This is a genomic window from Streptomyces sp. WAC04114 (assembly GCF_019733245.1).
Lineage (GTDB): Bacteria > Actinomycetota > Actinomycetes > Streptomycetales > Streptomycetaceae > Streptomyces > Streptomyces massasporeus_A.
Genome location: NZ_JAIGQA010000064.1, coordinates 1 through 23,432, shown reverse-complemented (window position 1 = coordinate 23,432; position 23,432 = coordinate 1). Strand labels below are relative to the sequence as shown.

Sequence of the window (23,432 nt, the reverse complement as noted above, 5' to 3'; positions counted from 1 at the left end):
CACGTACTGTACGCGGCGAAATTCCGTGTTGCAGGATTGCTGCGACCGCAGCCAGAGTGCAACACTCGCGGCATGGTCTCGACACTGGACGAACTGCAGGCGCACGGCGGCCCCGGCACGCACGACGTCACCAACCAGGCCCCGCCGCTCACCCCCTACGACGCCTCCGACGACACAGCCCTGCTGGAGGGGCTGCGGCGGGAGGGCGCCGGGTGGGCCGAGGAGGATCTGCGGCGGCTCGGACGGCAGGCCGGCAGCGCCCAGGCGCAGGAGTGGGCCGACCTGGCCAACCGGCACGAGCCGGAGCTGCGGACGCACGACCGGTACGGCAACCGCGTCGACGAGGTCGAGTTCCACCCCAGCTGGCACCACCTGATGCGCACGGCGATCGGGGAGGGCCTGGCCGCCTCGCCCTGGGCGGACGACCGGCCCGGCGCCCATGTCGTACGGAGCGCGGGCGGACTGGTGTGGGGGCACACCGAGGCCGGGCACGGCTGCCCGACGTCCATGACCTACGCGGCCGTTCCGGCGCTGCGCAGGCAGCCCGAGCTGGCGAAGCTCTACGAACCGCTGCTGACGAGCCGGGAGTACGACCCCGTCCTGCGGGAGCCCACGGAGAAGCGCGGGCTGCTGGCGGGCATGGGGATGACCGAGAAGCAGGGCGGTTCCGACGTCCGCACGAACACCACGGCGGCCACGCCCACGGCCGAGCCCGGGGTGTACACGCTGCGCGGGCACAAGTGGTTCACCTCGGCGCCGATGTGCGACGTGTTCCTGGTGCTGGCCCAGGCCCCGGGCGGGCTGTCGTGCTTCCTGGTGCCGCGGGTGCTGCCCGACGGGACCCGCAACACCTTCCGCATCCAGCGGCTGAAGGACAAGCTGGGCAACCGGTCCAACGCCTCCTCCGAGCCCGAGTTCGACGGAACGGTGGCCTGGTTGGTCGGACCCGAGGGCCAGGGCGTGAAGACGATCATCGAGATGGTCAACTGCACGCGGCTGGACTGCGTGATGATGTCGGCCGCGCTGATGCGCAAGTCCCTGGTCGAGGCGGGCCACCATGCGCGCCACCGCAGCGCGTTCGGCGCACGGCTCGTGGACCAGCCGCTGATGCGCAACGTTCTCGCCGATCTGGCGCTGGAGTCGGAGGCCGCCACAACGCTCACCCTGCGGCTGGCGGGGGCGGCCGACCGGGCGATCCGCGGGGACGAGGGTGAGGCGGCGTTCCGCCGGATCGCCACCGCAGTCGGCAAGTACTGGGTGACCAAGCGGGGTCCGGCCTTCACCGCGGAGGCCCTGGAGTGCCTCGGCGGCAACGGCTACGTCGAGGACTCCGGCATGCCCCGGCACTACCGAGAGGCGCCCCTGTTGTCGATCTGGGAGGGCTCGGGGAACGTCAACGCCCTCGACGTGTTGCGGGCGCTGAGTCGTGAACCGGGCACCGCCGAGGCATTGTTCGGGGAGCTCGCTCTCGCCCGGGGCGCGGACGCCCGGCTGGACGCGGCCGTGACGCGGCTCAGGACGGGGCTGTCCGAGGCGTCCGCCACGACGGCACGGCGTCTCGTGGAACAGATGGCGCTGACCCTCCAGGCCTCCCTCCTCGTGCGGCACGCCCCGCCGGCTGTCGCCGACGCGTTCTGCGCGACGCGGCTCGGGGGCGACTGGGGGCACGCGTTCGGGACGCTTCCGGAGTCGGCGGGCCTGGACGCGATCGTTGCGCGGGCGCTGCCGGGCGGCGAGGCCTGAAGACGCCGGGGGCGGGCCGACGCCGGGCGGGGCCGGCGGGTTCACATGCCTCGGTGGGCCGGCGGATTCACAGGCTCGGTGGGCCGGGGGGGTGCACGGGCCTCGGTGGGCCGGGGGGTGCACGGGCCCCGGTGGGCCGGGTGCACGGGCCCCGGTGGCTAGCGGGTTCACAGGCGCCGGTGAGCCGGCAGGTTCACGGGCCCCGGTGAGCCAGCGGGTTCACAGGTCCCGTGGGCCGCCGAGACCGGGCTCCAACTCGAACTCAAGCCATCGTGCGCACAGTTCGCGCACAGTCATCGCACGATTCCGCTTCGTTGTCGGTGCCGTGGTGCAGACTCCCCGTCAGTTGGCAGTTCGTCTGGGGGAGGACACCGTGTTCAGGGGGATCGACGAGGTCGACTGGGCCTCGCTGCGCCATGCCTACGGCAGCGCGGAGGACGTGCCCGGACTACTGCGGGGACTGGCCTCCGCCGACCCGGCCGAGCGACAGACCGCGCTCGACGGGATGTACGGCGCGGTGCACCACGAAGGCGGGGTCTACGACTCGACCCTCGCCTGTGTTCCGTTTCTCCTCGCGCTCGCCGGCCGCGAGGAGGTGCGGGACCGCGCGGAGGTGGTGGAGTTCCTCGTCAGCATCGGTGACATGGACGGCGCCCCCGGTGAACTCGCGGCGAGCGTCCGGGACGCCCTGCGCGCGCGTGCCGAGGTCTTCGAACGACTCGCGGCGGACGCGGACCCCGACGTGCGCCGGGCGGCGCCCGCGGCGCTGGTGCGGTTCCTCGGCCAACCGGCGCGCGTGCTCGCCCTGTTGCGGGAGCGGATCACCGTGGAGCGGAACGACCGGGTGCTGCTCGCCCTGGCGGAGAGCCTCGGCCTGTTCGCCCGGCGGTACCACCCGGCCGATACCGCTCACACCGCCGAGGCGGTGCGCCTGCTGAGCGAGCTGAGCGGGCCTCCGCACGGCCCGGGCCTGAGGCTCGCCGCACTCGGGCAGCTCGCGGAGTGTGCCCAGGACCGGCTCCCCGCCGATCTCGTACCGACCGTCGTCCGCCTGCTCAGGGACAGATCCGGGCAGCGGGCCCCGGTGGCGCACCCGTACGACGGTCCCGGCCCGGACACGCTCGCCGGCCGGCTGCGGCGGCTGCGCCCCTCGGACGAGGAGGGGTCCCGGCTGCTGCGGACCCTGCACTCGGCGCTCGGCGGCCGGGTGCCCGACCGGGTCGCCCTGCTGTGCGGGCAGTTGAGCAGCCCGGATCCCCTCGACCGGTGCAACGGCGTGTGGATGTCGGCCGGGCTGATCCGCGAGTGGCGCACCGGCCACGCGGAGCCGGTCATCCTCATCGGCAATCAACTGGGCGACGAGGAGGCCCGGTTGCACGACGCCGCGGTCGCCGTCCTGGTGGAGCTCCTCGCCCTGGCCGCGCCCGCCGCCGACCCCCTCCACGCGCTGGTGACGTACCGTCCGGAGCTTCGGATACGGCACGGGGAGCGGGGTACGCCGGCTCTGGGCGGCCCGCTCAAGGCACTGGCCGGAGCCGGGGACGCCAGGGCCGTGCCGGTGCTGGCGGAGGTGCTGGCGGGCCCGGTCGTCCCGAACGATCTGGGGCTGGTGATACCCCACTTGGGCGGCGCCGCCGTTCCGCTCGCCCCGGCGCTGCGGCGACGGCTCGCCCGCGTGCCGCTCGACGCGTCCGACGTGCGCGAGCGGGCCGTTCCGCTGCTGTCGGCCCTCGCCGCACTGGGCGACGTCGAGTCCACCCCCGCGGTACTGCGTCTGCTGCGGGGTCTGCCGGACGGTCTGCGGCAGCGCGACGCGGTCACCGCTGCGGCGGTCCGTTCCCTCGGCGTGCTCGGTGGCGCGGCCGCTGAGGCGATACCGGATCTGCGCGGGCTGCTGGAAACCGGCAGCGCGGTCGCGGCGGCCGACGCGCTGTGGTCGGTCACAGGCGACGCCGGCGCCGTGCTGCCCGTACTGCTGAGGGAGTTGGCGGACATCGGGAGCGGTCACCGGCGCCACGCCGCGGCCGTAGCGGGGCGGATGGGTCCCGCGGCGCGTCCGGCCCTGCCGGAGCTGCGCGAGATGGCCGCCTCCGGCGACGCGTGGGAGCGGGCCACGGCCGCATGCGCGGTGTGGCGCACCGCCGGGGAACCGGAACGGTTCCTCCCTGTCCTGCGCTCCGCATGGAGGGAACATCCGCGCACCCGCACCACGATCGCGGAGTGCGTCGCGGCACTGGGACCCGCGGGAGCGCCCCTGCACGACGTGCTCCGGGCGGAGCTCGCCGCTCCCCGGCGGCATCGCGGCGAATTGGGCGGACACCGGATACGCGAGGACCTGGCGTTGCTGCGGACGTGCCGGGAGGCGCTGGCCGGGCAGGGAAACCCGTAGGCCTCACCCCGCCGTACGCCCCCACATCGGGCCGAAGCGGGACCACTCCGCGTCCCACTGGTCGATGCGGCGGCGCTCCAGGCGGCTGCGGATGCCTCGGCCGGCGCCCAGGGGGACGATCGCGGCGCACAGGCCCGCCACGCCTCCGATCAGGGCGGCCCGTACGCGGGCCTGGGGCTCGGTGACGGGCCGGGTGACCTGGCGGCCCTCGGGGTCCGTCCACACGGTGACCGGGGCGCCGGCGGCGCTGCCCGCCGGGACCCGCAGCTGGCCGGAGTGCTCGGAGCCGTCCACGGCGGTCCACCGCGCCGTGGCCCACACCTGCTCGGCCCGGGACACCCGGGCGTTCTCGGTGGCCGTCCCGGGAGCGCGCTCGGCGAGCCGTCCCACGAGCGGGCGCCACTCGGCCCGTTCCCGGGCCAGCCCGTCCTCCACGGAGCGGCTCACCGCCGTGCCGGCCAGCACCCCGACGAAGACGGTGACCAGCCACACACCCAGGACGACCCAGGCCTCCACCCTGTCTGCGCGGCGCTTGAGCGGATTGCGCCGCCAGCGCCACAGCCACACCCTCGGACCACGTAACGCCATCGAAGGCCTCCTCCTCACGAGCCCACGACCATCCCGCCGCTCTCCCCATACGGACGGCGGCGCCCGGATGCTCAGTGCACCTGTCCGACGTGACGGTCCCCAGGGCCGGTGCACCGTGGGGGCGGCCCACAGGAGGTGTGTTCACAGCGTCGACACCCCCGCTGACCTGCGCCGGACCCCTTTCCGGAGGTGACTGTCAGTGGTCGGGTGCAGACTGGCCGGTGTTCGGGACGAGGGCGTCAAGGGCGACGCCGCGGAGGTGATCGGCATGACCGAGGTACTGCTCGCCGTGGGCACGCGAAAGGGCCTGTTCATCGGGCGCCGGCGAGGTGGTGGCGCCTGGGAGTTCGACGAAAGCCCCTACTTCAACGCGCAGGCCGTGTACTCGGTCGCCATCGACACCCGCGCCGGCACCCCGCGGCTGCTGGTGGGAGGCGACAGCTCGCACTGGGGCCCGTCGGTGTTCCACTCCGACGATCTCGGCCGGACCTGGACCGAACCGGCCCGCCCGGCGGTCAAGTTCCCCAAGGACACCGGGGCGTCCCTGGAGCGGGTGTGGCAGCTGCACCCGGCCGCCGCCGAGCCGGACGTGGTGTACGCGGGCACCGAACCGGCCGCGCTGTACCGCTCGGAGGACCGCGGGGAGACGTTCGAGCTGGTCCGGCCACTGTGGGAGCACCCCACGCGGTCGAAGTGGGTGCCGGGCGGTGGCGGTGAGGGTCTGCACACCGTGCTCACCGACGCGCGCGACCCGAGGGCGGTGACGGTCGCCGTCTCGACCGCCGGAGTGTTCCGCACCCTGGACGGCGGCGCGAGCTGGACGCCTTCCAACTCGGGTGTCTCGGCGGTGTTCCTGCCCGACCCGAACCCGGAGTTCGGCCAGTGCGTGCACAAGGTCACGCGGGACGGCGCCAACCCGGACCGGCTGTATCTGCAGAACCACTGGGGGGTGTACCGCAGCGACGACGCGGGCGCGCACTGGACGGACATCGGCGAGGGCCTGCCTTCCACGTTCGGGTTCGCCGCGGCGGCACATCCGCACAGGGGCGACACGGCGTACGTGTTCCCGATCAACGCCGACGCCGACCGGGTCCCGGCCGACCACCGGTGCCGCGTCTTCCGTACGGCGGACGCCGGCAAGAGCTGGGAGCCGCTCTCCGCCGGGCTGCCCCAGGAGGACCACTACGGCACGGTGCTGCGCGACGCGATGTGCACGGACGACGCCGACCCGGCGGGCGTCTACTTCGGCAACCGCAACGGCGAGGTGTTCGCATCGGCGGACGACGGCGACAGCTGGCAGCAGCTCGCCTCGCATCTGCCGGACGTGCTCTGCGTGCGTGCCGCACTCGTCGGCTGAGGAGCGGACGAGGGGGCGAGGGTGCGCACAGGCGTTGGCCACCGGTTGATCGCCGGTGCCCGTACGGCAGTAGGGTGACGCCCGTGGCACCACGACCCTTGCATGAGATCGTCGAAGCGGGCTGGGCGAAGGCCCTGGAACCGGTGGCCGAACGCGTCGCCGCGATGGGGGACTTCCTCCGCGCGGAGATCGCCGCCGGACGCACCTACCTCCCGGCCGGGGCGAACGTCCTGCGGGCCTTCCAGCAGCCCTTCGACGACGTACGCGTCCTGATCGTCGGTCAGGACCCGTACCCGACCCCGGGGCACGCGGTGGGGCTGTCGTTCTCGGTCGCGCCCGAGGTGCGGCCGCTGCCCGGCAGCCTCATCAACATCTACCGCGAGCTGAACGCCGATCTGGGGCTCCCCCAGCCGTCCAACGGCGACCTGACACCGTGGACGCGGCAGGGCGTACTGCTGCTCAACAGGGCCCTGACCACCGCGCCGCGCAAGCCCGCCGCCCACCGCGGCAAGGGCTGGGAGGAGGTCACGGAGCAGGCGATCCGGGCCCTGGCGGGGCGCGGCAAGCCGTTGGTGTCCATCCTGTGGGGCCGTGACGCCCGCAATCTGCGTCCGCTCCTCGGTGATCTGCCCTCCGTCGAATCCGCCCACCCCTCCCCCATGTCGGCCGACCGGGGCTTCTTCGGCTCCCGCCCGTTCAGCCGGGCCAACGACCTGCTGATCCGTCAGGGCGGCCAACCGGTGGACTGGCGCCTGCCGTGACCGGGGTGTCGGAGAGTTCCGGGTTCCTCGCCGTGGACTCCGGCGGCTCGGGACTCCGGGCCGTGGTGGGGACCGCCGAGCGTGGGCCGCTCGCCCGGCGGGAATCCAGTGAGCCGGTCCGCACCGGCGAGCGGGGCATCGACCCCGAAGACTTCATGGCGCGACTCGTGCCCTTGGTGCGCGCGTTGACCGCCGAGGCGGGGGCGGTGCCGCTGACCACCGTCGTCGTCGGCGCTACCGGTCTGGCCTCCCTGGGCGACGGGCTGCGCGCCGAACTGCCGGGCGCCCTGGCCCGGGAGTGGGGCGTGCGCAGGGTCGCGCTGGCCGCCGATGCCGTGACCGCGTACGTGGGTGCGCTCGGCCCGCGCCCCGGTGCCGTGATCGCCGGCGGGACCGGACTGATCGCGATCGGCACCGACCTCACCGGCTGGCGGCGGGCGGACGGCTGGGGGCATCTGCTCGGCGACTGCGGGGGCGGTGCCTGGATCGGGCGGGCCGGTCTCGAGGCCGCGCTGCGCGCCCACGACGGGCGCGAGGGCGGCTCGGCCGGGCTGCTGGCCTGCGCCGAGGAGGTGTTCGGGCCCGTGGCGGGGCTGCCCGGCGCGCTGTATCCCCGGCCCGACCGGCCGGCCGTGCTCGCCTCCTTCGCTCCCCGCGTGGCCGCCCGCGCGGACGAGGACCCCGTCGCGGCGGGCATCCTGCGAGCGGCCGCCCGGCACATGGCCGACTCCGCGGCGGCCGTGTGCCCCTCCGGCGGCGAGCCGCGCCTCGCCCTCACCGGCGGGCTGTTCAAGCTGGGCGACCCGTTGCTCGGCCCTCTGGACGAGGAACTGCGGCGGCGGCTTCCGCAGGTGCGGCGGGTACCGGCCGAAGGCGATCCGCTGCACGGCTCGGTGCGCATCGCGGCCGAACTGAGCACCGGTTCGCTCCCGCTGCCGAGTGACGGGACGATACTGTCCGTGACCACCCGTTCGGGTGATTGATCCGATCGCGTCCCACCCGTACGTAACTCATCAGACAAAATAGGACGGATACCGCTCACCTGCACCCTCCCCGAACAGGGGAACCCCAGAAGCCAGTAACATGCGGCGCCATGAGTTCCCCCACTGGGCCCGCGGATGGCCTGCCTGTACGAATGCCGCGCCCCCGCCAGCCCGGACGGCACCGCCGTCCCGAGCCGCTGGTTGCTCCCGAGGGCGCGCCCGCGCTCGTCCTCGCCGTGCCGGGGACGCCCAGTAGCGCCACGCGCAGCCTCGCCGAGGAGGTCGTGAGCATCGCCCGCTCCGAGCTGCCCGGCCTCGACGCCCGCATCGGTTACCTCGACGGGGACAACGCGGAGTTCCCCTCGCTGCAGGCCGTGCTGGTGCACACCGCCGAGGAGCGCACGGCCCGTTTCGAGCAGGCCCGCGCCGCCGGCATGGACGTCAAGATGCCCGACGGCCCCGTCGCCGTCGTCGTGCCGCTGCTCGCCGGTCCGGACAGCGCGCTGCTGCGCCAGGTCCGCCAGGCCCTCATGGAGAGCCGTGTGGCCGCCGAGCTGACCGATGTCCTCGGTCCGCACCCGCTGCTCGCCGAGGCGCTGCACGTGCGGCTGTCCGAGGCCGGTCTGGCCCGTGCCGACCGTGCCCGGCTGTTCACGGTGGCGACCGCCGCGGACGGCATCGTCCTGGCGTCGGTGGGCGGTGACGAGGCCGTGCAGGCGGCGGGGATCACCGGCATGCTGCTCGCCGCGCGTCTCGCCGTGCCGGTGATGGCCGCTGCCCTGGACCAGGAGGGCTCCATCGCCTCCGTCGCCGAGCAGCTGCGCTCCTCGGGTTCGCAGCAGCTGGCGCTCGCGCCGTATCTGATCGGTCCGGAGATCGAGCAGAGTCTGATCCAGGAGGCCGCGAAGGAGGCGGGCTGCTCCGCCGCCGAGTCGCTCGGCCCCTACCCGGCGATCGGCAAGCTCGCCCTGGCCAAGTACACGACAGCGCTGGGCATCGCACCGCAGCAGGCGCAGAGCACGCCGGCTCGCTGACGCGGGCCGCTGCGCACAACGCCGAGAAGGCCCGCTCCGATTCGGAGCGGGCCTTCGCCGTCCGGGTGGGGCTCCGGGGCGTGCGGCAGCCCTCAGCCGAGGGTCACGCACGAGGCCGCCGTCACCCGGATCGAGCCGCCTCGTCGCGGGACGCCCGTGAGCGGGTCGACCGCGAACCACGTCACGTCGCCGGAGCGCTCGTTGGCGACGTACAGGAAACCGCCCGAGGCGGTGAGGGCGCGCGGCCAGTGGCCGCCGCAATGGACCGTGGTGACCAGGCGCAGCTCCTCGCTCTCGACGCCCTCGACGGCGAGCACGGACAGGAGGTCCTCGCCGCGGGTGGCGGTCCAGACGAAGCGGCCGTCGGGCGAGGTGACGATGCCCGAGGGGTAGGCATCGCGCGCCGGTGCGCCCGGCAGCACCGGGGTCTCGGACAGCGGCGTCAGGACGCCCGACGCCGCGTCCCAGCGGCAGACGGTGACGGACGGGCTCAGTTCGTTGACGACGTACGCCCGCGAGCCGTCCGGGTGGAAGGCGAGGTGGCGCGGTCCCGAGCCGGGGCGCAGAGCGGTCTCCCGGTGCAGGGCCAGGGCGCCGTCCGTCAGGGTGCACACCCGCACCGAGTCCGTGCCGAGGTCGACGCTGACGGCCCAGCGGCCGCTCGGGTCGGACTGCACGTGGTGGGCATGCGGCGCCTGCTGGCGGGGGGTGTGCGGCCCCGCACCGCTGTGCCGGAGCACGCTGGAAGCGGAACGCGTGAGGGCGCCGTCGGGGCGGACGGGGACCGCGGTGACGCTGCCGGAGCCGTAGTTGGCGGTCAGGACGTGCTCGGCGAACAGGCCGAGGTGGGTCGGGCCGCTGCCGTCGACCGGCACGGGTCGTCCGGCCGGCACGGGCTTGTCCCCGTCCACCCGGTACGCGGCCACCGCGCCGTCGGCCGTCTCACTGACCGCGTAGAGCGTCTTCCCGTCGGGCGCGAGGGTCAGGTAGGAGGGGTCCCGCACGGCGTTCACGCTGCTCAGCACGGTCAGCGCGCCACTGACGGGGTCGACCTCCGCGGTCACGATCCCGGGGCCGCCGGCCGCCGTGAACGACCCGATGTACGCCCGCCGCCCGCCGTCCGCCACCGCTGTCCCCTCTCACCCGCACCGCCCGGAATGACCGCGCAGCCGATCATGCAAGGTCTAGACCAGACGGTCAAGGGGGCTTCGCCCGGTCGGACCCGCGCCGGTCGCGGAGGGGGACCGGCAGGAGACGGGACGGCCGGGCTCCGTCGGGGCGGGCTCAGGCCACGCCTGGACGGAGCCCGCCGGCTGCACACCGGCCGGCGGCGTGCATGGTGCATGCCGGCCGGGCCGGGCCGGCCGAAGCTCGCCGCGGGGGCGCGGGAGCGCCCTGCGACGTGACGGCCCGGCGTGTGCACAGCCCAAAGCCAAGTGAGCCGAAGCCTGGCGCGGGCCGGGCGGAAGTGCCTCGCCTGATACCCCCAAACACGCGCGCAGTGGAGCGGGCGAGTCACCCCAAGCCCGCAATGGGCCCCTCCGGGGGGAACTCGCCAAGCACCCCGGCGCGTGCACAGCCAAACGGCCAAGCCACCGCAGGCCCACCCCGGGCCCGCCGGGAGGAACCCCGCCAAACGCCCCAGCGCGCGCAGCCAAACGGCCAAGCCACCGCAGGCCCACCCCGGGCCCGCCGGGAGGAACCCCGTCAGACGCCCCAGCGCGTGCACAGCCCAACGCCCAAGTCACCCCAAGCCCCTGCGAGCCAGGCGGGTGTGCGCCGTCGGCCGCCCATCAGACACCGCACAGAGTGCCGCCCGCTCGGGGCAGCGGTGCTCCACGTCCCGCCCGGTCCGGCCGACACGCGGCAGGGCGACGGGACTCCGCCGGTCGCACCACCTCCGCCACTGCTGCTCCCGGCAGCGTGGAGCGCTTCCGTCAGGCGCCCACCAGCGGCGAGCCCGACGGTGTGCGCAGGGGGCGGGCCAGTTCGGAGAGGGCTCGTTCCAGGCCGTGCAGGTGGGCCAGGGCCGGTTCCGCGTGCGGCGGTCCGTCCGGGTGGACCGCGATGTCCCTGCCCTCTGTGAGGGCCTCGACGGCGGCCTCCACCCGTCCGCAGGCCACGGCCAGACGCGCGTCGTGGGAGGCCTCCGGGTCGGCGGCGACCGCGACCAGGCCGCGGACCTCCCGGGCGCAGTCGTCGAGGAGGGCGAGCACGTGCCGGGCCCGGCGCTTGCGGCCGAGCATCGGGTTCAGCGGGTGCACGAGCGGGGCGACCGAGAGCCGTACCCGGGCGAGGAGCTGCTCCAGCTCCGCCACCCGCGGGGCCGGGTCGGCGTCCGCCGCACCCGCGAGACGCCGGGCGGTCTCGACGGCGCAGGCGTGCACGCAGCCCAGCGCCCGCCGGATCCAGGCGTCGGTGATGCTGTGGGTGGTGACGGGCAGGACGAGGATCACGGCCAGGGCGGCGCCGAGCGCCCCGACGCCGGTCTCGGCGAGCCGCAGGGCGAGCAGCCCGGGGCCGAGCACGCCGAGGAGGCCGTAGAGCAGGCCGGCGAGGAGGGTGACCCAGAGCATCATCCAGGTGTAGGAGACGGCTGCCGTGTAGAAGATGCCGAAGACGCAGACGGCTGCGAGGGCTGCCGTGACGGCCGGATCGCCGTGCACGGGCACCGCCACGAGCAGGCCGAGGGCGATGCCGATGACCGTGCCGAGCAGTCGCCGGAAGCCTCGGACCAGGGTCTCGCCGCGCGAGGTGGTGTTGACGAAGATCCACCAGGTGGCGCCGACGGCCCAGTACCAGCGCTGTCCGGACACCAGCTGGCCCACGATCAGGGCGAAGCCGGCCCCGGCCGTGGCCTGGATCGCCTGGCGGGTGGTGACCCGGGCCAGGCCGGTGCCGCCCGGCGGTGCGGGCACGGCGGGCGGCGGCATGCGGCGCTCGTAGCACCACAGGCCGAAGCGCACCGCAGCGGCGGCGAGGACGGAGAGCAGGACCGCGACGTAGAGCTGGGGCAGCTGGTCGGTCGTGGCGTGCAGGAACTGCGCGACGAAGAAGGTCATGAACGCGAACACGCCGAGGCTGTGCCCGCGCGGTCCCCAGCGGCGCGCGTACACGCCCGCGCCGACCACGGCGAGGAAGGTGAGGTCGCGGGCCACCGGATGGTCGTGCAGCTCGGCCGCGGCGGTGAGCACGGGCAGGCCGACGACGGGCAGCAGCGCGGTCGTGACCGCCTGGCCGCGGACCGTGGCGTCGGTGACGGTGAACAGGGCGAGCAGAGCGGCGAGGCCCCCGGTGACGGCCCCCGCGAGGGAGTGCCCTGCGAGGCCGCACAGGGCGACCGCGAGCGCGATGCCGAGCACGGCCCGCGTGCCGAACCGCAACCTCGCCCGCCCCGGATCCGGAGCCGTGAACACCGTCTTCAGCACCGCTTACCGCCCCTCTCGCAACACCGGCCATGAGTACGCATGAAAAAGGCGCCGCGGGGTCCGCAGCGCCATCGACGCCTCCATATCAGCATCCCGGGGGCCACTGGCTCAACCGGCTCCTTCTAGACTGGGCCATTGGCGCAACTGAAGCGGCCGGATGACGGCCGCGGCAGAGCCAACGGACGAGGAGGACGCGTCATGCCCGTGGACGAGCTCGACACCCGCATCCTGCGGTTGCTGCTGGAGCAGCCGCGCACGAGCGTGCGCGAGTACGCCCGGATCCTCGGCGTCGCCCGGGGCACGCTCCAGGCCCGGCTGGACCGGCTGGAGCGCGACGGCGTGATCACCGGCACGGCCCCGGCCCTCTCCCCCGCCGCGCTCGGGCATCCGGTCCTGGCGTTCGTGCACATCGAGGTGACCCAGGGGCATCTCGACGAGGTGGGGGACCTGCTGGCGGCGGTGCCGGAGATCGTCGAGGCGTTTTCGATCACGGGTGGCGGGGATCTGCTGGCCCGGGTGGTGGCGCGGGACAACGGACACCTGGAGGACGTCGTCCAGAAGCTGATCAGCATGCCCGGGGTGGTGCGCACCCGTACCGAGGTCGCCCTGCGCGAGCGCGTCTCCCACCGGATGCTGCCGCTGGTGGAGTCGATCGGGCGGTCGGCCCGCGGATGATCTTTGAGAGCATGGCCCCATGAGCACGCTCCATGGCATATCGGTCATCTTCGATCTCGACGGAACACTCGTGGACAGCGAGCCGAACTACTACGAGGCGGGCCGCCAGACGCTGGCCGATCACGGCGTCCCGGACTTCACCTGGGCGGACCACGAGCGGTACGTCGGCATCAGCACGCAGGAGACGGTCGCGGACTGGAAGGACCGCTACGGCCTGCCCGCCTCGGTGGACGAACTGGTCGCCGCCAAGAACCGCCGCTACCTGGAGCTGGCCCGCGGCGCCACGCGCGCCTACCCGGAGATGCGCACGTTCGTCGAACTGCTGGCGGCCGAGGGCGTGCCCATGGCGGTGGCCTCGGGCTCCTCCCCGAAGGCCATCGCCGCGGTACTGACCGCCACCGGACTGGACGCACACCTGCACACCGTGGTCTCCGCCGACGAGGTCGCGCACGGCAAGCCGGCACCGGACGTGTTCCTGGAGGCGGCCCGCAGGCTCGGCGCGGCACCCTCCGACTGCGTGGTACTGGAGGACGCCGCCCCGGGCGCGGCCGCCGCGCACGCGGCCGGCATGCGGTGCATCGCGATCCCGTACGTCCCGGCACAGGCGGACGCACCGGAGTTCGCCACCGCGGGGCTGCTTCTACCGGGCGGCCAGGGAGAGTTCACGGCACGGTCCGCGTACGACTGGCTGGTGAACTCGGCCGGCCTTTCCTGAACTCGCCGCTCCCGACCCGTTGACGCTCCGCCCACCCCCTCCCTAGAGTCCGGTCGACCGGCCCCCGGCCCCCGGCCGCCGGACTCGAATCTCACGTCCTCCAGGCCGAAGGGCCGGACGGTGGCGACGGCGGGAGCGGCTTCGTACAAGCCCTGAGCGTCCTCCTGCCCGGCCCGGTGTGCGCGGCGGGCGCCGCACCCGCCCGAACTTTTTTGCGGCGGGAGTGATTGTTTCGCCCCTGGCATCCGTACACCTTGGTGTTGGGCCGGTTGACATCCCAGGAGGCACGATGCGCATCACGCGCAGCACGGCAGGAACCGCGTTCGTGGGCGGTGCATTGATCCTTACACTGACCGCGCTCGCCTACCCGAGCATGCTGGGCATGCAGAACGCCGCTTCCGGCCAGGACCGCATCATCGCCAACACCCAGTGGGGTCCGCTGACCGAGGCGGACCGCGACTTCGTGGTGCGCGTGCGTGCGGCCGGACTGTGGGAGTATCCGCTGGGGCAGATGATCAAGGAGCGGAGCACGTCGCCGGAGATGCAGGAAGTCTCCAAGCACCTGCTCGTGGGTCACGGCAGGCTCGACGCGGGCTGCCGCAAGATCTCCACGGACCTGGGCATCACCCTGCCCAACGAGGCGTCGCCGCAGCAGCAGCAGTTCGTGGCGACGGCCGAGGGCAGCACGGGCAAGGAGTTCGAGTCCACGGCTGTGACGATCATGCGCGTCGCGCACGGGGGCATCTTCCCGACGATCGCCAAGATCCGGGCGACCACCCGGAACAGCCTCGTGCGGGAGCTCGCCGACACGACCAACGACACCGTGCTCGATCACATCACGGTTCTGGAGAAGACCGGCCTGATCAACCAGGAACAGGTCAGCTTCCAGATCACCGCCCCGCCCAAGCTGCCCCAGGAGCAGACGACACCGCCGCCGCCGCAGCAAGGTGCGCCGGTCCGCGTGCTGCCGATCCCCGAAGACCTGAAGGATTTCCAGACGGTCGCCCCCAACCCCTCCTACGGGGCGCCGGCACCGTCTCCGTCGGCGGGCTGAGCCGGGTACGACGTTCTCGGGGGGCGCGATCGTTCGCGGCCCCCGGTCCTATGAACGGCGGCGGGGCTTGCCACGCCGGTCGTTCTTGGGGGCGCCGCGCCCGCTCTTCCCGGTGCGCTTCGCCCCGGCGGACTTCCCCGCCGCCGGCTTTCCGGGCGCCGGCTTCCGCCGGGCGCCGCCCCGGTCCGCGTTCGCGGACTCGCCCCCCGCCGGGGGCTGCTGCCGGCCCCGGGTGCTGTTGACCGTGCGGCCGCGGACGATGCCGATGAAGTCCTCGATCTGGTCCGTCTTCGCGTCCGTGGGCCAGGCGAGGGCCACGCTCGACTCGGGGGCGTCGCTGAGGGGCCGGTGGGTGAGGTCCTTGCGGTGATGCAGGCGGGCGAGCGACAGCGGGACGACGAGGACCCCGATGCCCGCCGCGACCAGTTCGACGGCGTCGGCGGTGGTGGCCGGCCGTTCGAGCGCGGGCCGCCCGGGGAGGCTCTCCCAGGCGAGGACGTCGTCGAGGGGGTGCAGCACGATGTCGTCGGCCAGGTCTTCCGGCGCGACCTCGTCGACGGCGGTGACCAGGTGGTCCTTGGGCACGACGACGACCGTCTGCTCGGTGTAGAGGGGGATCGCGCTGAAGACCTCGCGGTCCACCGGCGTACGGACGAGACCCGCGTCGGCATCCCCGCCCAGGAGCCGCCCGGCCGCCGCTGTGGGGGGTACCTGCGTGAGGGTCAGCGGGACGTCGGGCTGCCGCTCGTTCCAGATGCGCACCCATTTGTCGGGCATCACCCCGGGGACGTAGGCGAGCCGGAACGAGGGGGTTGCATCCGAGCCTGTCACCTCGCCAGGTTACCGGCCGTGGTCGGGGGTCGTGCACACGCTCGATACGCTGGTCCGCATGACGTCGCACCAGAGCACCCAGACGATGAAGCCCGCGACCGCGGCGAAGAAGCTGGGTGTGTACCTCGAGGCCACACCCGCCGAGTTCCGGGAGGGTGTCGTCTCGCGTGCCGAGCTGAACGAGCTCCAGGCGAACCCCCCGCAGTGGCTGCAGGACCTGCGGCTCAACGGTCCGCACCCCCGGCCCGTGGTCGCCGCGAAGCTCGGCGTCTCCATCGCGGGCCTCGCCCGCGGGGGTATCACCGAGCCCCTCACCACCGAGCAGATCGAGGCGCTGAAGCAGGAAGGCCCCGAGTGGCTGGTGCGGGAGCGCGCCACCCAGGCGGAGGTCCGCAAGGAGTCGGCCCGGATCAAGAAGAAGAACGCCGAGCGCCAGGACTGACCGCCGCACCCCCTCGTTCTCGGACGGCCCCCACCGGATGAACCGGTGGGGGCCGTCACTGTTTTCTCGGCGTTCCCGGGCGTCATGTTGCGGGCAGCCGGTGAAGGCACCAAGAGACGGTGAGGGAGGCATGGACGCGCACGAAGTTGACCGCGGCCTTACGGGACGCACCGTCGACTGCCCCCTTTCGACCGGGACGTGCCCGACCCAAACGCCAGGCGGCGCCACCCCTTCCGGCCTGTAGAAATATCTACGAGCATGACTACGGCCGGGCGGCACGCGGAACCCCGCGGCTCACCGGCCCGTGTCCAGCGCGCGCCCGACCGCGGCGCCGTCGACTGTGCCTGGGGTGGCCATGCAGAGCGTCATGTGGAAGCAAGCCGTCGAGTGGCTCGCCGCGGCCGCCACGGACCCCCAGGAGTGCAAGCGGGAGTGGGACTACGGCGCGGGGACGGTGCTCGTGGAGTCCGGGCGGTACTGGGACGTGCTCACCGTCCCCGACCGGCTCGGCCTGCTCGCGCTGGACCTCCTGTGGCGCGACCCGCTGAAGGTGCCCGGCCCCACCCTGGTGGACAGCGCGGCCCGCCGAGTGGGGTTCTTCCTGCCGCCCGATCCGGTCAGCGAGTGGGTCGGCTTCGGGGTGCGGCACGTGGGCCGGGGCTCCTGGGTCGCCGTGCCGCCGCCGTACCGGCCCGCCGGCCGCCTGGAGTGGCTCGTCCCGCCGGACGGAACCGGCACGCTGCACACCCCCGGCACGCTCGAGGCGGCCCTGCGGGAAGCCAGCGGAACCCTCGCGGTGCTGGCGCCGGTCAGCGCGGAGCCGGTGGCGTCGGACGGCTGGTGAGGCGGGCGCCGGACACGGGCATCGCCGCCGCGGACTGACGGCCGGAACCGGGGCGGGTGCCCGCGGATCCGACCTGGCCCGGGTGCCGACCGGCGGCGGGATGGGCAGCGGCGGCCTCCTGAGGGGCGGTGGCCGGGTGGGGAGTGACGGGCCGGTGAGAAGCGGCGGGCGCCGGCGGACTCGCGGCCGTGCGGGGGCCGCCGGGGACGACCGGGCCCATGTGCCGCCCCACGGCCCAGGAGGTGACGGCGGTCCAGGTCTCGCTCTCGGCCGGCGCGGCGAAGGAGACCCACTGGCCGTCGCGGTGCTCCGGGACCGCGTGGCCCCGCGCCTCCCACTCGGCGATCAAGGCCGCGTAGATCGGCGGATGTCCCGCGTACCCGCTGGTGAGTTCGGCGTACGAGCGGGGCGCGGCGTCGTTCCCCGGAAGGCGCCGGGCCGTCTCCGTGCTGTCCATGCCAGGGGAACGCGGCCCGGCGCACCGGTGGTACGCGGGCCGGGCCCCGTCCGTCGGGTCGAGTGAACCCGTCACCCGTACGGCGGCACGCGGGCACCGGACAAACATCCAGTCAGGCGGTCGCCCGTTCAGGGGCGGGGACGGTTCCCGGCCACACGGCGGTTCCCGGCCAACCGATTCGCCCCCCGGCGGCCTCACGTCACCCCCTGGCCGCCTCATGCGGAACAGTTCTTCCGGGTCCGACGGAGTTCTCGACCGGGACGGCCCCGTCCGGTCAGACTGACCCCACGCCGAGAATCCGGTACGACGGCAGGGAGAGGCCATGTCACAGCGCCCTGACCTCCGGCAGCGCAGGGCCGTGCTGGAGCACGAGTGGTCCCGCTGGGTGCCGAGGCTGAGCATCCCGGGCGCGCGGCCGGGCGGCACCGCGACGCTGCGCCACGAGGTGACCGAGTCGTGGGCGCGTTCGCTGGGCAGCGTGGACCCGGGCCGGGACAGCGCCCCGGTCACCGACGGCGGCCAGGTGCACCAGCGCTGGACGTCCTCCCCGCTGTACCGGCCGGTCTCCGCCCTCGAAGGGGAGCTGCACAGCATCGCCGAGGACGCCGGGTTCGTCACGGCGGTCACCGACGAGTCCGGCACCATCCTGTGGACCTGCGGCGGCCCGACCATGCGCCGCCGGGCCGAGCGGGTCAACTTCGCGCCGGGCGGCCGCTGGGACGAGCAGGCCATGGGCACCAACGCGCTGTCCCTCGCCCTGCGCACCGGCCGCCCCAGTTCCGTGTTCTCGGCGGAGCATCTGGTATCGGCCCTGCACGGCTGGGTCTGCTATTGCGCCCCGGTGCACGGCCGGGACGGCCGGGTCCTCGGCGTACTGGACCTGTCCACGACCTGGGACCGCTCACACCCCCTGGCCATGTCGACCGTACGGACGCTGGTGTCCAGCATCGAGGCCCGCCTCACCCCGCAGGACCCCGGTACGGGACATCTGCGGCTCACCTGCCTGGGCGCCGAGCGTGCCATGCGGGACGGACGGCAACTTCAGCTCCGCCCCCGGCAGTTGGAGATCCTCGTCCTTCTCTCCCTCGAACCCGGTGGCTTCTCCGCGGAGCGACTGCGCGCGGCCCTGTACGGTGACCGCCCGGTCACGTCGTCGACTTTCAAGGCGGAGATCTCCCACCTGCGCCGCGCGCTGGGCGGCGCGATTTCCTCCCGCCACTACGCTCTCACCGACCCCGTGTCCTGCGACGCCGCCGACGTCCTGCGTGCGCTGGAACAGGGCGACACGGACACGGCCCTGCGCCGCTACGGCGGCCCGCTGCTCCCCCGCTCCGAGGCCCCCGGCATCGAGGAGTGGCGCACGCGCCTGGAAGTGGCGGTTCGCGACGCGGTGCTGGCGAGCACCCGCCCCGAGCACGCCCTGCGCTACGGCGAACGGGCCCCGTACGACGCGGAGGTCCACGAGCACGCGCTGGGGCTGCTCGCCCCGGGCGACACCCGCCGGGCGATCGCGAGGGGCCGGCTCGCGACGGCCCTGCGCAGCTGACGACGCCCCTGCGCGGCTGAGGCCGGCTCTGCGCGGCTCACGGACGCCCGGTCCGTCACGACGCCAACCTTGCGCCAACCTCCCGGGAGCACAGTGAGGGACGTCGCAACCCGCCCCGCACCGCACTTTCACCGAGGAGAGCCGCCATGGTGTATGCGCAGCCAGGAACCGAAGGCAGCATCGTCACCTTCGCCCGCCGCTACGACAACTTCATCGACGGCGACTGGCAAGCGCCCGTCGAGGGCCGCTACTTCGAGAACACGACGCCCGTGACCGGCAAGGCCTTCTGCGAAGTCGCCCGTTCCACGGCGGCCGACGTCGACCTGGCCCTGGACGCCGCACACCGGGCGGCCGACCAGTGGGGCCGCACGTCCACGACGGAACGCGCGAACATCCTCAACAGGATCGCGGACCGCATCGAGCAGAACCTGGAGAAGATCGCGGTCGCCGAGACATGGGAGAACGGCAAGCCGGTCCGCGAGACCCTGGCCGCCGACATCCCGCTGGCCGTGGACCACTTCCGCTACTTCGCCGGAGTCGTCCGCGCCCAGGAGGGCAGCATCTCGGAGATCGACGCCGACACGGTCGCGTACCACTTCCACGAGCCGTTGGGCGTGGTCGGCCAAATCATCCCGTGGAACTTCCCCATTCTCATGGCCACATGGAAGCTCGCCCCGGCGCTGGCCGCGGGCAACTGCGTCGTCATCAAACCGGCCGAGCAGACCCCGGTCAGCCTGCTCTACGTCATCGACCTGATCGCCGACCTGCTTCCGCCGGGCGTGGTCAACGTCGTCAACGGCTTCGGAGTGGAGGCGGGCAAGCCGCTGGCGTCCAGCCCGCGCGTGGCGAAGGTGGCGTTCACGGGCGAGACGACCACCGGCCGCCTGATCATGCAGTACGCGAGCGAGAACATCATCCCCGTCACCCTGGAACTGGGCGGCAAGAGCCCGAACATCTTCCTGCCCGACGTCATGGCCGCCGACGACGACTTCCTGGACAAGGCGGTCGAGGGCTTCGTGATGTTCGCCCTCAACCAGGGCGAGGTCTGCACCTGCCCGTCCCGCGCTCTGATCCATTCGTCCATCTACGACGACTTCATGGCCCGCTGCGTCGAACGCACCCGCGCCATCGTCGGCGGTGACCCGCTGGACCCGGCCACCATGATCGGCGCGCAGGCGAGCAACGACCAGTACGAGAAGATCCTCTCCTACCTGGACATCGGCAGGAAGGAGGGCGCCGAGGTCGTCACGGGCGGCAACCCCCGCGCGGTGCCGGGCCTGGAGGGCGGCTACTACATCGAGCCGACCATCTTCCGCGGCACCAACGACATGCGGATCTTCCAGGAGGAGATCTTCGGCCCGGTCGTCTCGGTCACGACGTACGACTCGGTCGACGAGGCCCTGAAGATCGCCAACGACACCCTGTACGGCCTCGGAGCCGGCGTCTGGACCCGCGACGGCAACACGGCCTACCGCCTGGGCCGCGAGATCAAGGCGGGCCGCGTCTGGACCAACTGCTACCACGCGTACCCGGCCCACGCGGCGTTCGGCGGCTACAAGAAGTCGGGGATGGGACGCGAGACGCACAAGATGATGCTGGACCACTACCAGCAGACCAAGAACATTCTTTGTTCCTACAGCCCTCAGAAGCTTGGCTTCTTCTAGCGCTTCAAGTGGGTGGTCTGAAGGCACTGTTGCTTTTCAGACCACCCAGCACGACAAGCACGCTCGGCAACAGTTCGACACCTTGCACCTACTATGCGGGTTACCTGATCGAAAGAGTCCTGTCGATCGACAACGTCGTCGTCTTCGCGCTGGTCCCAGGTGTTCTTCTGGACCGCCTACCTCTTCGGTGCGTTCCTGATCCGGACCGGCTGGAAGATGGCCGTCTCCACGAACGAGTAGGTCCATCCCGACCGCAACCCGGTCGTCCGCCTGGTCAAGAAGCTCATCCCGACCGATCCGAAGTTCCACGGCCGTGTCCTGGCCGTCCTCACCGGCGTCCGCACCGTCGCCGCTCACGCCGGGCAGCTCGCCGCCGCACCGGGCAGCAACTGACCGCCGTGGTCGCCTTCCGCTCCACCGGCTTCGGCATCAACGCCCGGCTCCACCGCACGCGCCGATGCCGTCGTCCTGCTCGAGTCCGTACCCGGGTCGTGATCCCTCCAGTGCAGGCACCGGAGGGCCTAGGATCTTGGTTGCCGCGGCGGCCGCGTTGGCACGTGCGTCCGAGCGGGGACAGGGCCATTCGGGCATGATGAGATGGCACTTCCGGAGGGAGCGGGGATGGCGGAGAGTCCGGAACGGGGGCGGAAAGGTGTCCCGGCGACGCCTCAGTTGCGGCTGGATGAGCTGCTGGACGGTCTGCAGGCTCAGGTGGAGCAGGTCCGCGCGACCCGGGACCGGGTGCACACGCTGCTGGACGCCGTCCTGTCCATCGGCACCGACCTGGATCTCGACGACGTGCTGCGCCGGATCACCGAGTCCGCCGTCACCCTGGTGGACGCCCAGTACGGGGCCTTGGGCGTGCTCGGCGACGAGGGCAGGATCCGGCAGTTCATCACGGTCGGCATGGACGAAAGCACGATCGAGGCGATCGGTCACTATCCCGACGGCAAGGGCATCCTGGGTTTGCTGATCAAGGAGCCGGAGCCGTTGCGCCTGCCCGACCTGGGCCGTCATTCCGACTCCGTCGGCTTCCCCGCGGGCCATCCGCCGATGACGACGTTCCTGGGTGCACCGGTGCGCGTGCGCGACCAGGTCTTCGGCAACCTCTACCTGACCGACAAGCGCGGCGGGGCGGAGTTCGACGACGATGACGAGGCGGTGCTGCGCACGCTCGCGGCCGCGGCCGGCGTCGCGATCGACAACGCCCGCCTGTACGAGGACACCCGGCGCCGCGAGCAGTGGCTGGCAGCGAGCAGCGAGCTGACGCGCAGCCTGCTGTCGGGCACCGACACAGGCAGGGTCCTGCACCAGATCACTGCCACGGTCCGGGCGCTGTCCGGTGCCGATCTGGTGACGCTGGCGGTGCCGTTCGACGGCGGTGACGAGCTCGTGATCGAGGCCGCCGAGGGCGAGGGTGCCGAGCAGGTGCACGGGCTGGTCCTGCCTGCGGCCACGCCGGCCGCGAAGGTCTACCACTCCAACCAGCGGGTCTCGAGCAGCGCCCTGTCTCAGGAGCAGCAGGCTGGGGGCGGTTCCGCAGCACGCATCGACCTGGGACCCGGCTTCCTGCTCCCCCTGGGCGGGCCTGAGCACGTGCGCGGTGTGCTGCAGGTCGCGAACATGGCCGGTGGCACGGAGTTCACCAACGCCACCATGACCATGATCAGTGGATTCGCCGACCAAGCCGCGCTGGCCCTGGAGATTGCCGAGCATCGGCGAGAGGCCGAGCACCTGCTGGTGTTGAGTGACCGCGACCGCATCGCCCGCGATCTGCACGATCTGGCCATCCAGCGGCTGTTCGCCTCCGGCCTGACGCTGAACTCGGTACTGGGCCGCATTTCCGACCGGCCGCAGGTGGCCGAGCGGGTGCAGCGGGTCGTCGACGACCTGGACGACACCATCAAGACCGTGCGAGGCACGATCTACGCACTGCGCGAACGGGACCGTGCGGACAGCGGCGGCGGACTACGTGGGAACATTCTGACCGAGACCGACCAGGCCGCCACCGTACTCGGCTTCACTCCGGCCCTGCGCATGACCGGCCTGCTGGACACGGACGTCCCCGACAGCCATGCCGAGCAGTTGCTGGCGGTGCTGCGTGAGGCTCTCTCGAACGCGGCCCGGCACGCGCATGCCACCGCCGTCGAGGTCACCGCCGAGACGGACGGCTCGAGGCTGCGCCTGCGCGTTGCCGACAACGGCAGGGGTATCGACCCGGCGGTCACCCGCCGTAGCGGCCTGGACAACCTCCGCGAGCGCGCCACCGATCTCGGCGGGAGCTTCACTCTCACGCCGAACGAGCCCACTGGCACCCTCGTGGAATGGACGGTGCCCCTGCCCCCGCAGGCACAAGCGTCACAGATGAGCTGAGGCTCCGGGGCCGCCGGGTTGTGGGTGCCGGGAAAGGGGCCCTTGGTGCTGGGCAGGGTGTGATTGCCTGCCGGTGGGCCGCGGGACGTCGGCGTTGGGTGCGGTGCGGGTGCTCATCGTGTGCGGTACCTACCGCCGTGGCGCCATCGGCTGCGGCGATGCGGAAGCGGGGGTAGCCGCCGCGCTGGACGCTTTCCGCTCAGTGAACCGGGCAAGCGGCGACCCGCGAACCGCAGCCGCCCCGCCTTGAGTTCGTCGACGACGTGGTCGGCGACCGGCCGGCCCTCGGTCTCCGCCTCGTCGGCCAGGTCCAGGCTTTGCGGGGCTCGCGCCTGAGGAGAGTCAGAAACCGGACGGCCCGTTCGGGACCCACGAGATCGGACGGGCCGGGGGCAGCGGCTGGTCCGCCGCGGTGGGTGGTTGGCGATGGGCGATGGGCGATGGGCGAACGGTCAGGCGGCCGACCGAACCGGGGCCCAAGGGGGCTGAGCAGCGCCACCCTGTCCGGGGCCGGACAGGCGCCGGGCTCGTACCCGGCCGTCCCCCCA

The 23,432-nt window shown here is 73.0% G+C and carries 19 protein-coding genes and 1 pseudogene; 15 read left to right on the top strand and 5 right to left on the bottom strand.

Translation table 11 applies throughout. The features are described from left to right. Positions 1-72 precede the first annotated feature (72 nt). Together K4G64_RS18730 and K4G64_RS18725 are read left to right on the top strand one after the other, a co-directional pair. On the top strand, positions 73-1,743 hold the full coding sequence (locus tag K4G64_RS18730; RefSeq protein ID WP_221757163.1) for a DNA alkylation response protein: 1,671 nt from the start codon (positions 73-75) through the stop codon (positions 1,741-1,743). 373 nt (positions 1,744-2,116) lie between these two features. Continuing rightward, on the top strand, positions 2,117-4,132 hold the full coding sequence (locus tag K4G64_RS18725) for a HEAT repeat domain-containing protein (protein WP_221757162.1): 2,016 nt from the start codon (positions 2,117-2,119) through the stop codon (positions 4,130-4,132). 3 nt (positions 4,133-4,135) lie between these two features. Here the strand turns inward: K4G64_RS18725 and K4G64_RS18720 are convergent, their stop codons facing one another. Beyond that, entirely contained in the window at positions 4,136-4,720 is a 585-nt protein-coding gene (locus K4G64_RS18720; protein WP_221757161.1) for a hypothetical protein, read from the bottom strand. Positions 4,721-4,919: 199 nt separating this feature from the next. On the opposite strand from K4G64_RS18720, the gene K4G64_RS18715 reads away from it, so the two are divergent. The 4 genes from K4G64_RS18715 to K4G64_RS18700 all read left to right on the top strand — a co-directional run bounded on the left by K4G64_RS18715 (position 4,920) and on the right by K4G64_RS18700 (position 8,855). Next, positions 4,920-6,077, top strand: a complete 1,158-nt coding sequence (locus tag K4G64_RS18715; protein WP_221757160.1) for an exo-alpha-sialidase — start codon at positions 4,920-4,922, stop codon at positions 6,075-6,077. A gap of 83 nt (positions 6,078-6,160) precedes the next feature. Continuing rightward, entirely contained in the window at positions 6,161-6,838 is a 678-nt protein-coding gene (locus K4G64_RS18710) for a uracil-DNA glycosylase (protein ID WP_221757159.1), read from the top strand. Positions 6,839-6,843: 5 nt separating this feature from the next. Further along, positions 6,844-7,821 (top strand): N-acetylglucosamine kinase, encoded by a 978-nt coding sequence (locus tag K4G64_RS18705; protein ID WP_374206427.1) that lies wholly within the window; start codon positions 6,844-6,846, stop codon positions 7,819-7,821. A 110-nt stretch (positions 7,822-7,931) separates the two neighbouring features. After that, positions 7,932-8,855 (top strand): sirohydrochlorin chelatase, encoded by a 924-nt coding sequence (locus K4G64_RS18700; RefSeq protein WP_221757157.1) that lies wholly within the window; start codon positions 7,932-7,934, stop codon positions 8,853-8,855. 92 nt (positions 8,856-8,947) lie between these two features. Here the strand turns inward: K4G64_RS18700 and K4G64_RS18695 are convergent, their stop codons facing one another. Both K4G64_RS18695 and K4G64_RS18690 read right to left on the bottom strand, forming a co-directional pair. Continuing rightward, positions 8,948-9,982, bottom strand: a complete 1,035-nt coding sequence (locus K4G64_RS18695; RefSeq protein ID WP_221757156.1) for a lactonase family protein — start codon at positions 9,980-9,982, stop codon at positions 8,948-8,950. An 810-nt stretch (positions 9,983-10,792) separates the two neighbouring features. Continuing rightward, a complete protein-coding gene (locus K4G64_RS18690; protein WP_221757155.1) occupies positions 10,793-12,283 on the bottom strand; it encodes an FUSC family protein in 1,491 nt (496 codons plus the stop codon). 198 nt (positions 12,284-12,481) lie between these two features. Here K4G64_RS18690 and K4G64_RS18685 point away from each other — a divergent pair, with 198 nt between their 5' ends. The 3 genes from K4G64_RS18685 (at position 12,482) to K4G64_RS18675 (ending at position 14,727) form a co-directional block, all read left to right on the top strand. Next, the gene (locus K4G64_RS18685) at positions 12,482-12,958 is read left to right on the top strand and encodes an Lrp/AsnC family transcriptional regulator (RefSeq protein WP_221757154.1); all 477 of its coding nucleotides are present in this window, start codon (positions 12,482-12,484) and stop codon (positions 12,956-12,958) included. A 19-nt stretch (positions 12,959-12,977) separates the two neighbouring features. Continuing rightward, the gene (locus tag K4G64_RS18680) at positions 12,978-13,673 is read left to right on the top strand and encodes an HAD family phosphatase (protein WP_221757153.1); all 696 of its coding nucleotides are present in this window, start codon (positions 12,978-12,980) and stop codon (positions 13,671-13,673) included. 289 nt (positions 13,674-13,962) lie between these two features. Beyond that, on the top strand, positions 13,963-14,727 hold the full coding sequence (locus K4G64_RS18675; protein WP_221757152.1) for a DUF4142 domain-containing protein: 765 nt from the start codon (positions 13,963-13,965) through the stop codon (positions 14,725-14,727). Between the two features lie 48 nt (positions 14,728-14,775). On the opposite strand, the gene K4G64_RS18670 is transcribed toward K4G64_RS18675, so the two are convergent. Next, the gene (locus tag K4G64_RS18670) at positions 14,776-15,558 is read right to left on the bottom strand and encodes a LysR family transcriptional regulator substrate-binding protein (RefSeq protein ID WP_221757151.1); all 783 of its coding nucleotides are present in this window, start codon (positions 15,556-15,558) and stop codon (positions 14,776-14,778) included. A gap of 58 nt (positions 15,559-15,616) precedes the next feature. Here K4G64_RS18670 and K4G64_RS18665 point away from each other — a divergent pair, with 58 nt between their 5' ends. Together K4G64_RS18665 and K4G64_RS18660 are read left to right on the top strand one after the other, a co-directional pair. After that, positions 15,617-16,000 carry a DUF5997 family protein gene (locus tag K4G64_RS18665; RefSeq protein WP_221757150.1) on the top strand — a complete coding sequence of 128 codons (384 nt, stop codon included), beginning with the start codon at positions 15,617-15,619 and terminating at the stop codon, positions 15,998-16,000. A 355-nt stretch (positions 16,001-16,355) separates the two neighbouring features. After that, positions 16,356-16,844, top strand: coding sequence for a hypothetical protein (locus K4G64_RS18660; RefSeq protein ID WP_221757176.1), 489 nt, complete (start codon positions 16,356-16,358; stop codon positions 16,842-16,844). Here K4G64_RS18660 and K4G64_RS18655 read toward each other — a convergent pair. Further along, positions 16,810-17,301, bottom strand: a complete 492-nt coding sequence (locus tag K4G64_RS18655; RefSeq protein ID WP_221757149.1) for a hypothetical protein — start codon at positions 17,299-17,301, stop codon at positions 16,810-16,812. The genes K4G64_RS18660 and K4G64_RS18655 overlap by 35 nt on opposite strands. Positions 17,302-17,623: 322 nt before the next feature. On the opposite strand from K4G64_RS18655, the gene K4G64_RS18650 reads away from it, so the two are divergent. The 4 genes and pseudogenes from K4G64_RS18650 to K4G64_RS18640 all read left to right on the top strand — a co-directional run bounded on the left by K4G64_RS18650 (position 17,624) and on the right by K4G64_RS18640 (position 22,884). Next, entirely contained in the window at positions 17,624-18,847 is a 1,224-nt protein-coding gene (locus K4G64_RS18650; RefSeq protein ID WP_221757148.1) for a helix-turn-helix domain-containing protein, read from the top strand. 146 nt (positions 18,848-18,993) lie between these two features. Next, positions 18,994-20,511, top strand: a complete 1,518-nt coding sequence (adh, locus tag K4G64_RS18645) for an aldehyde dehydrogenase (RefSeq protein ID WP_221757147.1) — start codon at positions 18,994-18,996, stop codon at positions 20,509-20,511. A gap of 86 nt (positions 20,512-20,597) precedes the next feature. Then, a pseudogene (locus K4G64_RS40220) lies at positions 20,598-20,898 on the top strand (tellurium resistance protein TerC); the annotation flags it as partial. Positions 20,899-21,132: 234 nt separating this feature from the next. Then, positions 21,133-22,884, top strand: coding sequence for a GAF domain-containing sensor histidine kinase (locus K4G64_RS18640; RefSeq protein ID WP_221757146.1), 1,752 nt, complete (start codon positions 21,133-21,135; stop codon positions 22,882-22,884). Positions 22,885-23,432 lie beyond the last annotated feature (548 nt).

Bases quoted from the DNA above. Each gene is read 5' to 3' on its own strand.
- K4G64_RS18730 (WP_221757163.1), top strand. From the start codon at position 73: ATGGTCTCGACACTGGACGAACTGCAGGCGCACGGCGGCCCCGGCACG.
- K4G64_RS18720 (WP_221757161.1), bottom strand. From the start codon at position 4,720: ATGGCGTTACGTGGTCCGAGGGTGTGGCTGTGGCGCTGGCGGCGCAAT.
- K4G64_RS18700 (WP_221757157.1), top strand. From the start codon at position 7,932: ATGAGTTCCCCCACTGGGCCCGCGGATGGCCTGCCTGTACGAATGCCG.
- K4G64_RS18685 (WP_221757154.1), top strand. From the start codon at position 12,482: ATGCCCGTGGACGAGCTCGACACCCGCATCCTGCGGTTGCTGCTGGAG.
- K4G64_RS18680 (WP_221757153.1), top strand. From the start codon at position 12,978: ATGAGCACGCTCCATGGCATATCGGTCATCTTCGATCTCGACGGAACA.
- K4G64_RS18675 (WP_221757152.1), top strand. From the start codon at position 13,963: ATGCGCATCACGCGCAGCACGGCAGGAACCGCGTTCGTGGGCGGTGCA.
- K4G64_RS18665 (WP_221757150.1), top strand. From the start codon at position 15,617: ATGACGTCGCACCAGAGCACCCAGACGATGAAGCCCGCGACCGCGGCG.
- K4G64_RS18660 (WP_221757176.1), top strand. From the start codon at position 16,356: ATGCAGAGCGTCATGTGGAAGCAAGCCGTCGAGTGGCTCGCCGCGGCC.
- K4G64_RS18655 (WP_221757149.1), bottom strand. From the start codon at position 17,301: ATGGACAGCACGGAGACGGCCCGGCGCCTTCCGGGGAACGACGCCGCG.
- K4G64_RS18650 (WP_221757148.1), top strand. From the start codon at position 17,624: ATGTCACAGCGCCCTGACCTCCGGCAGCGCAGGGCCGTGCTGGAGCAC.
- adh (WP_221757147.1), top strand. From the start codon at position 18,994: ATGGTGTATGCGCAGCCAGGAACCGAAGGCAGCATCGTCACCTTCGCC.
- K4G64_RS18640 (WP_221757146.1), top strand. From the start codon at position 21,133: ATGGCGGAGAGTCCGGAACGGGGGCGGAAAGGTGTCCCGGCGACGCCT.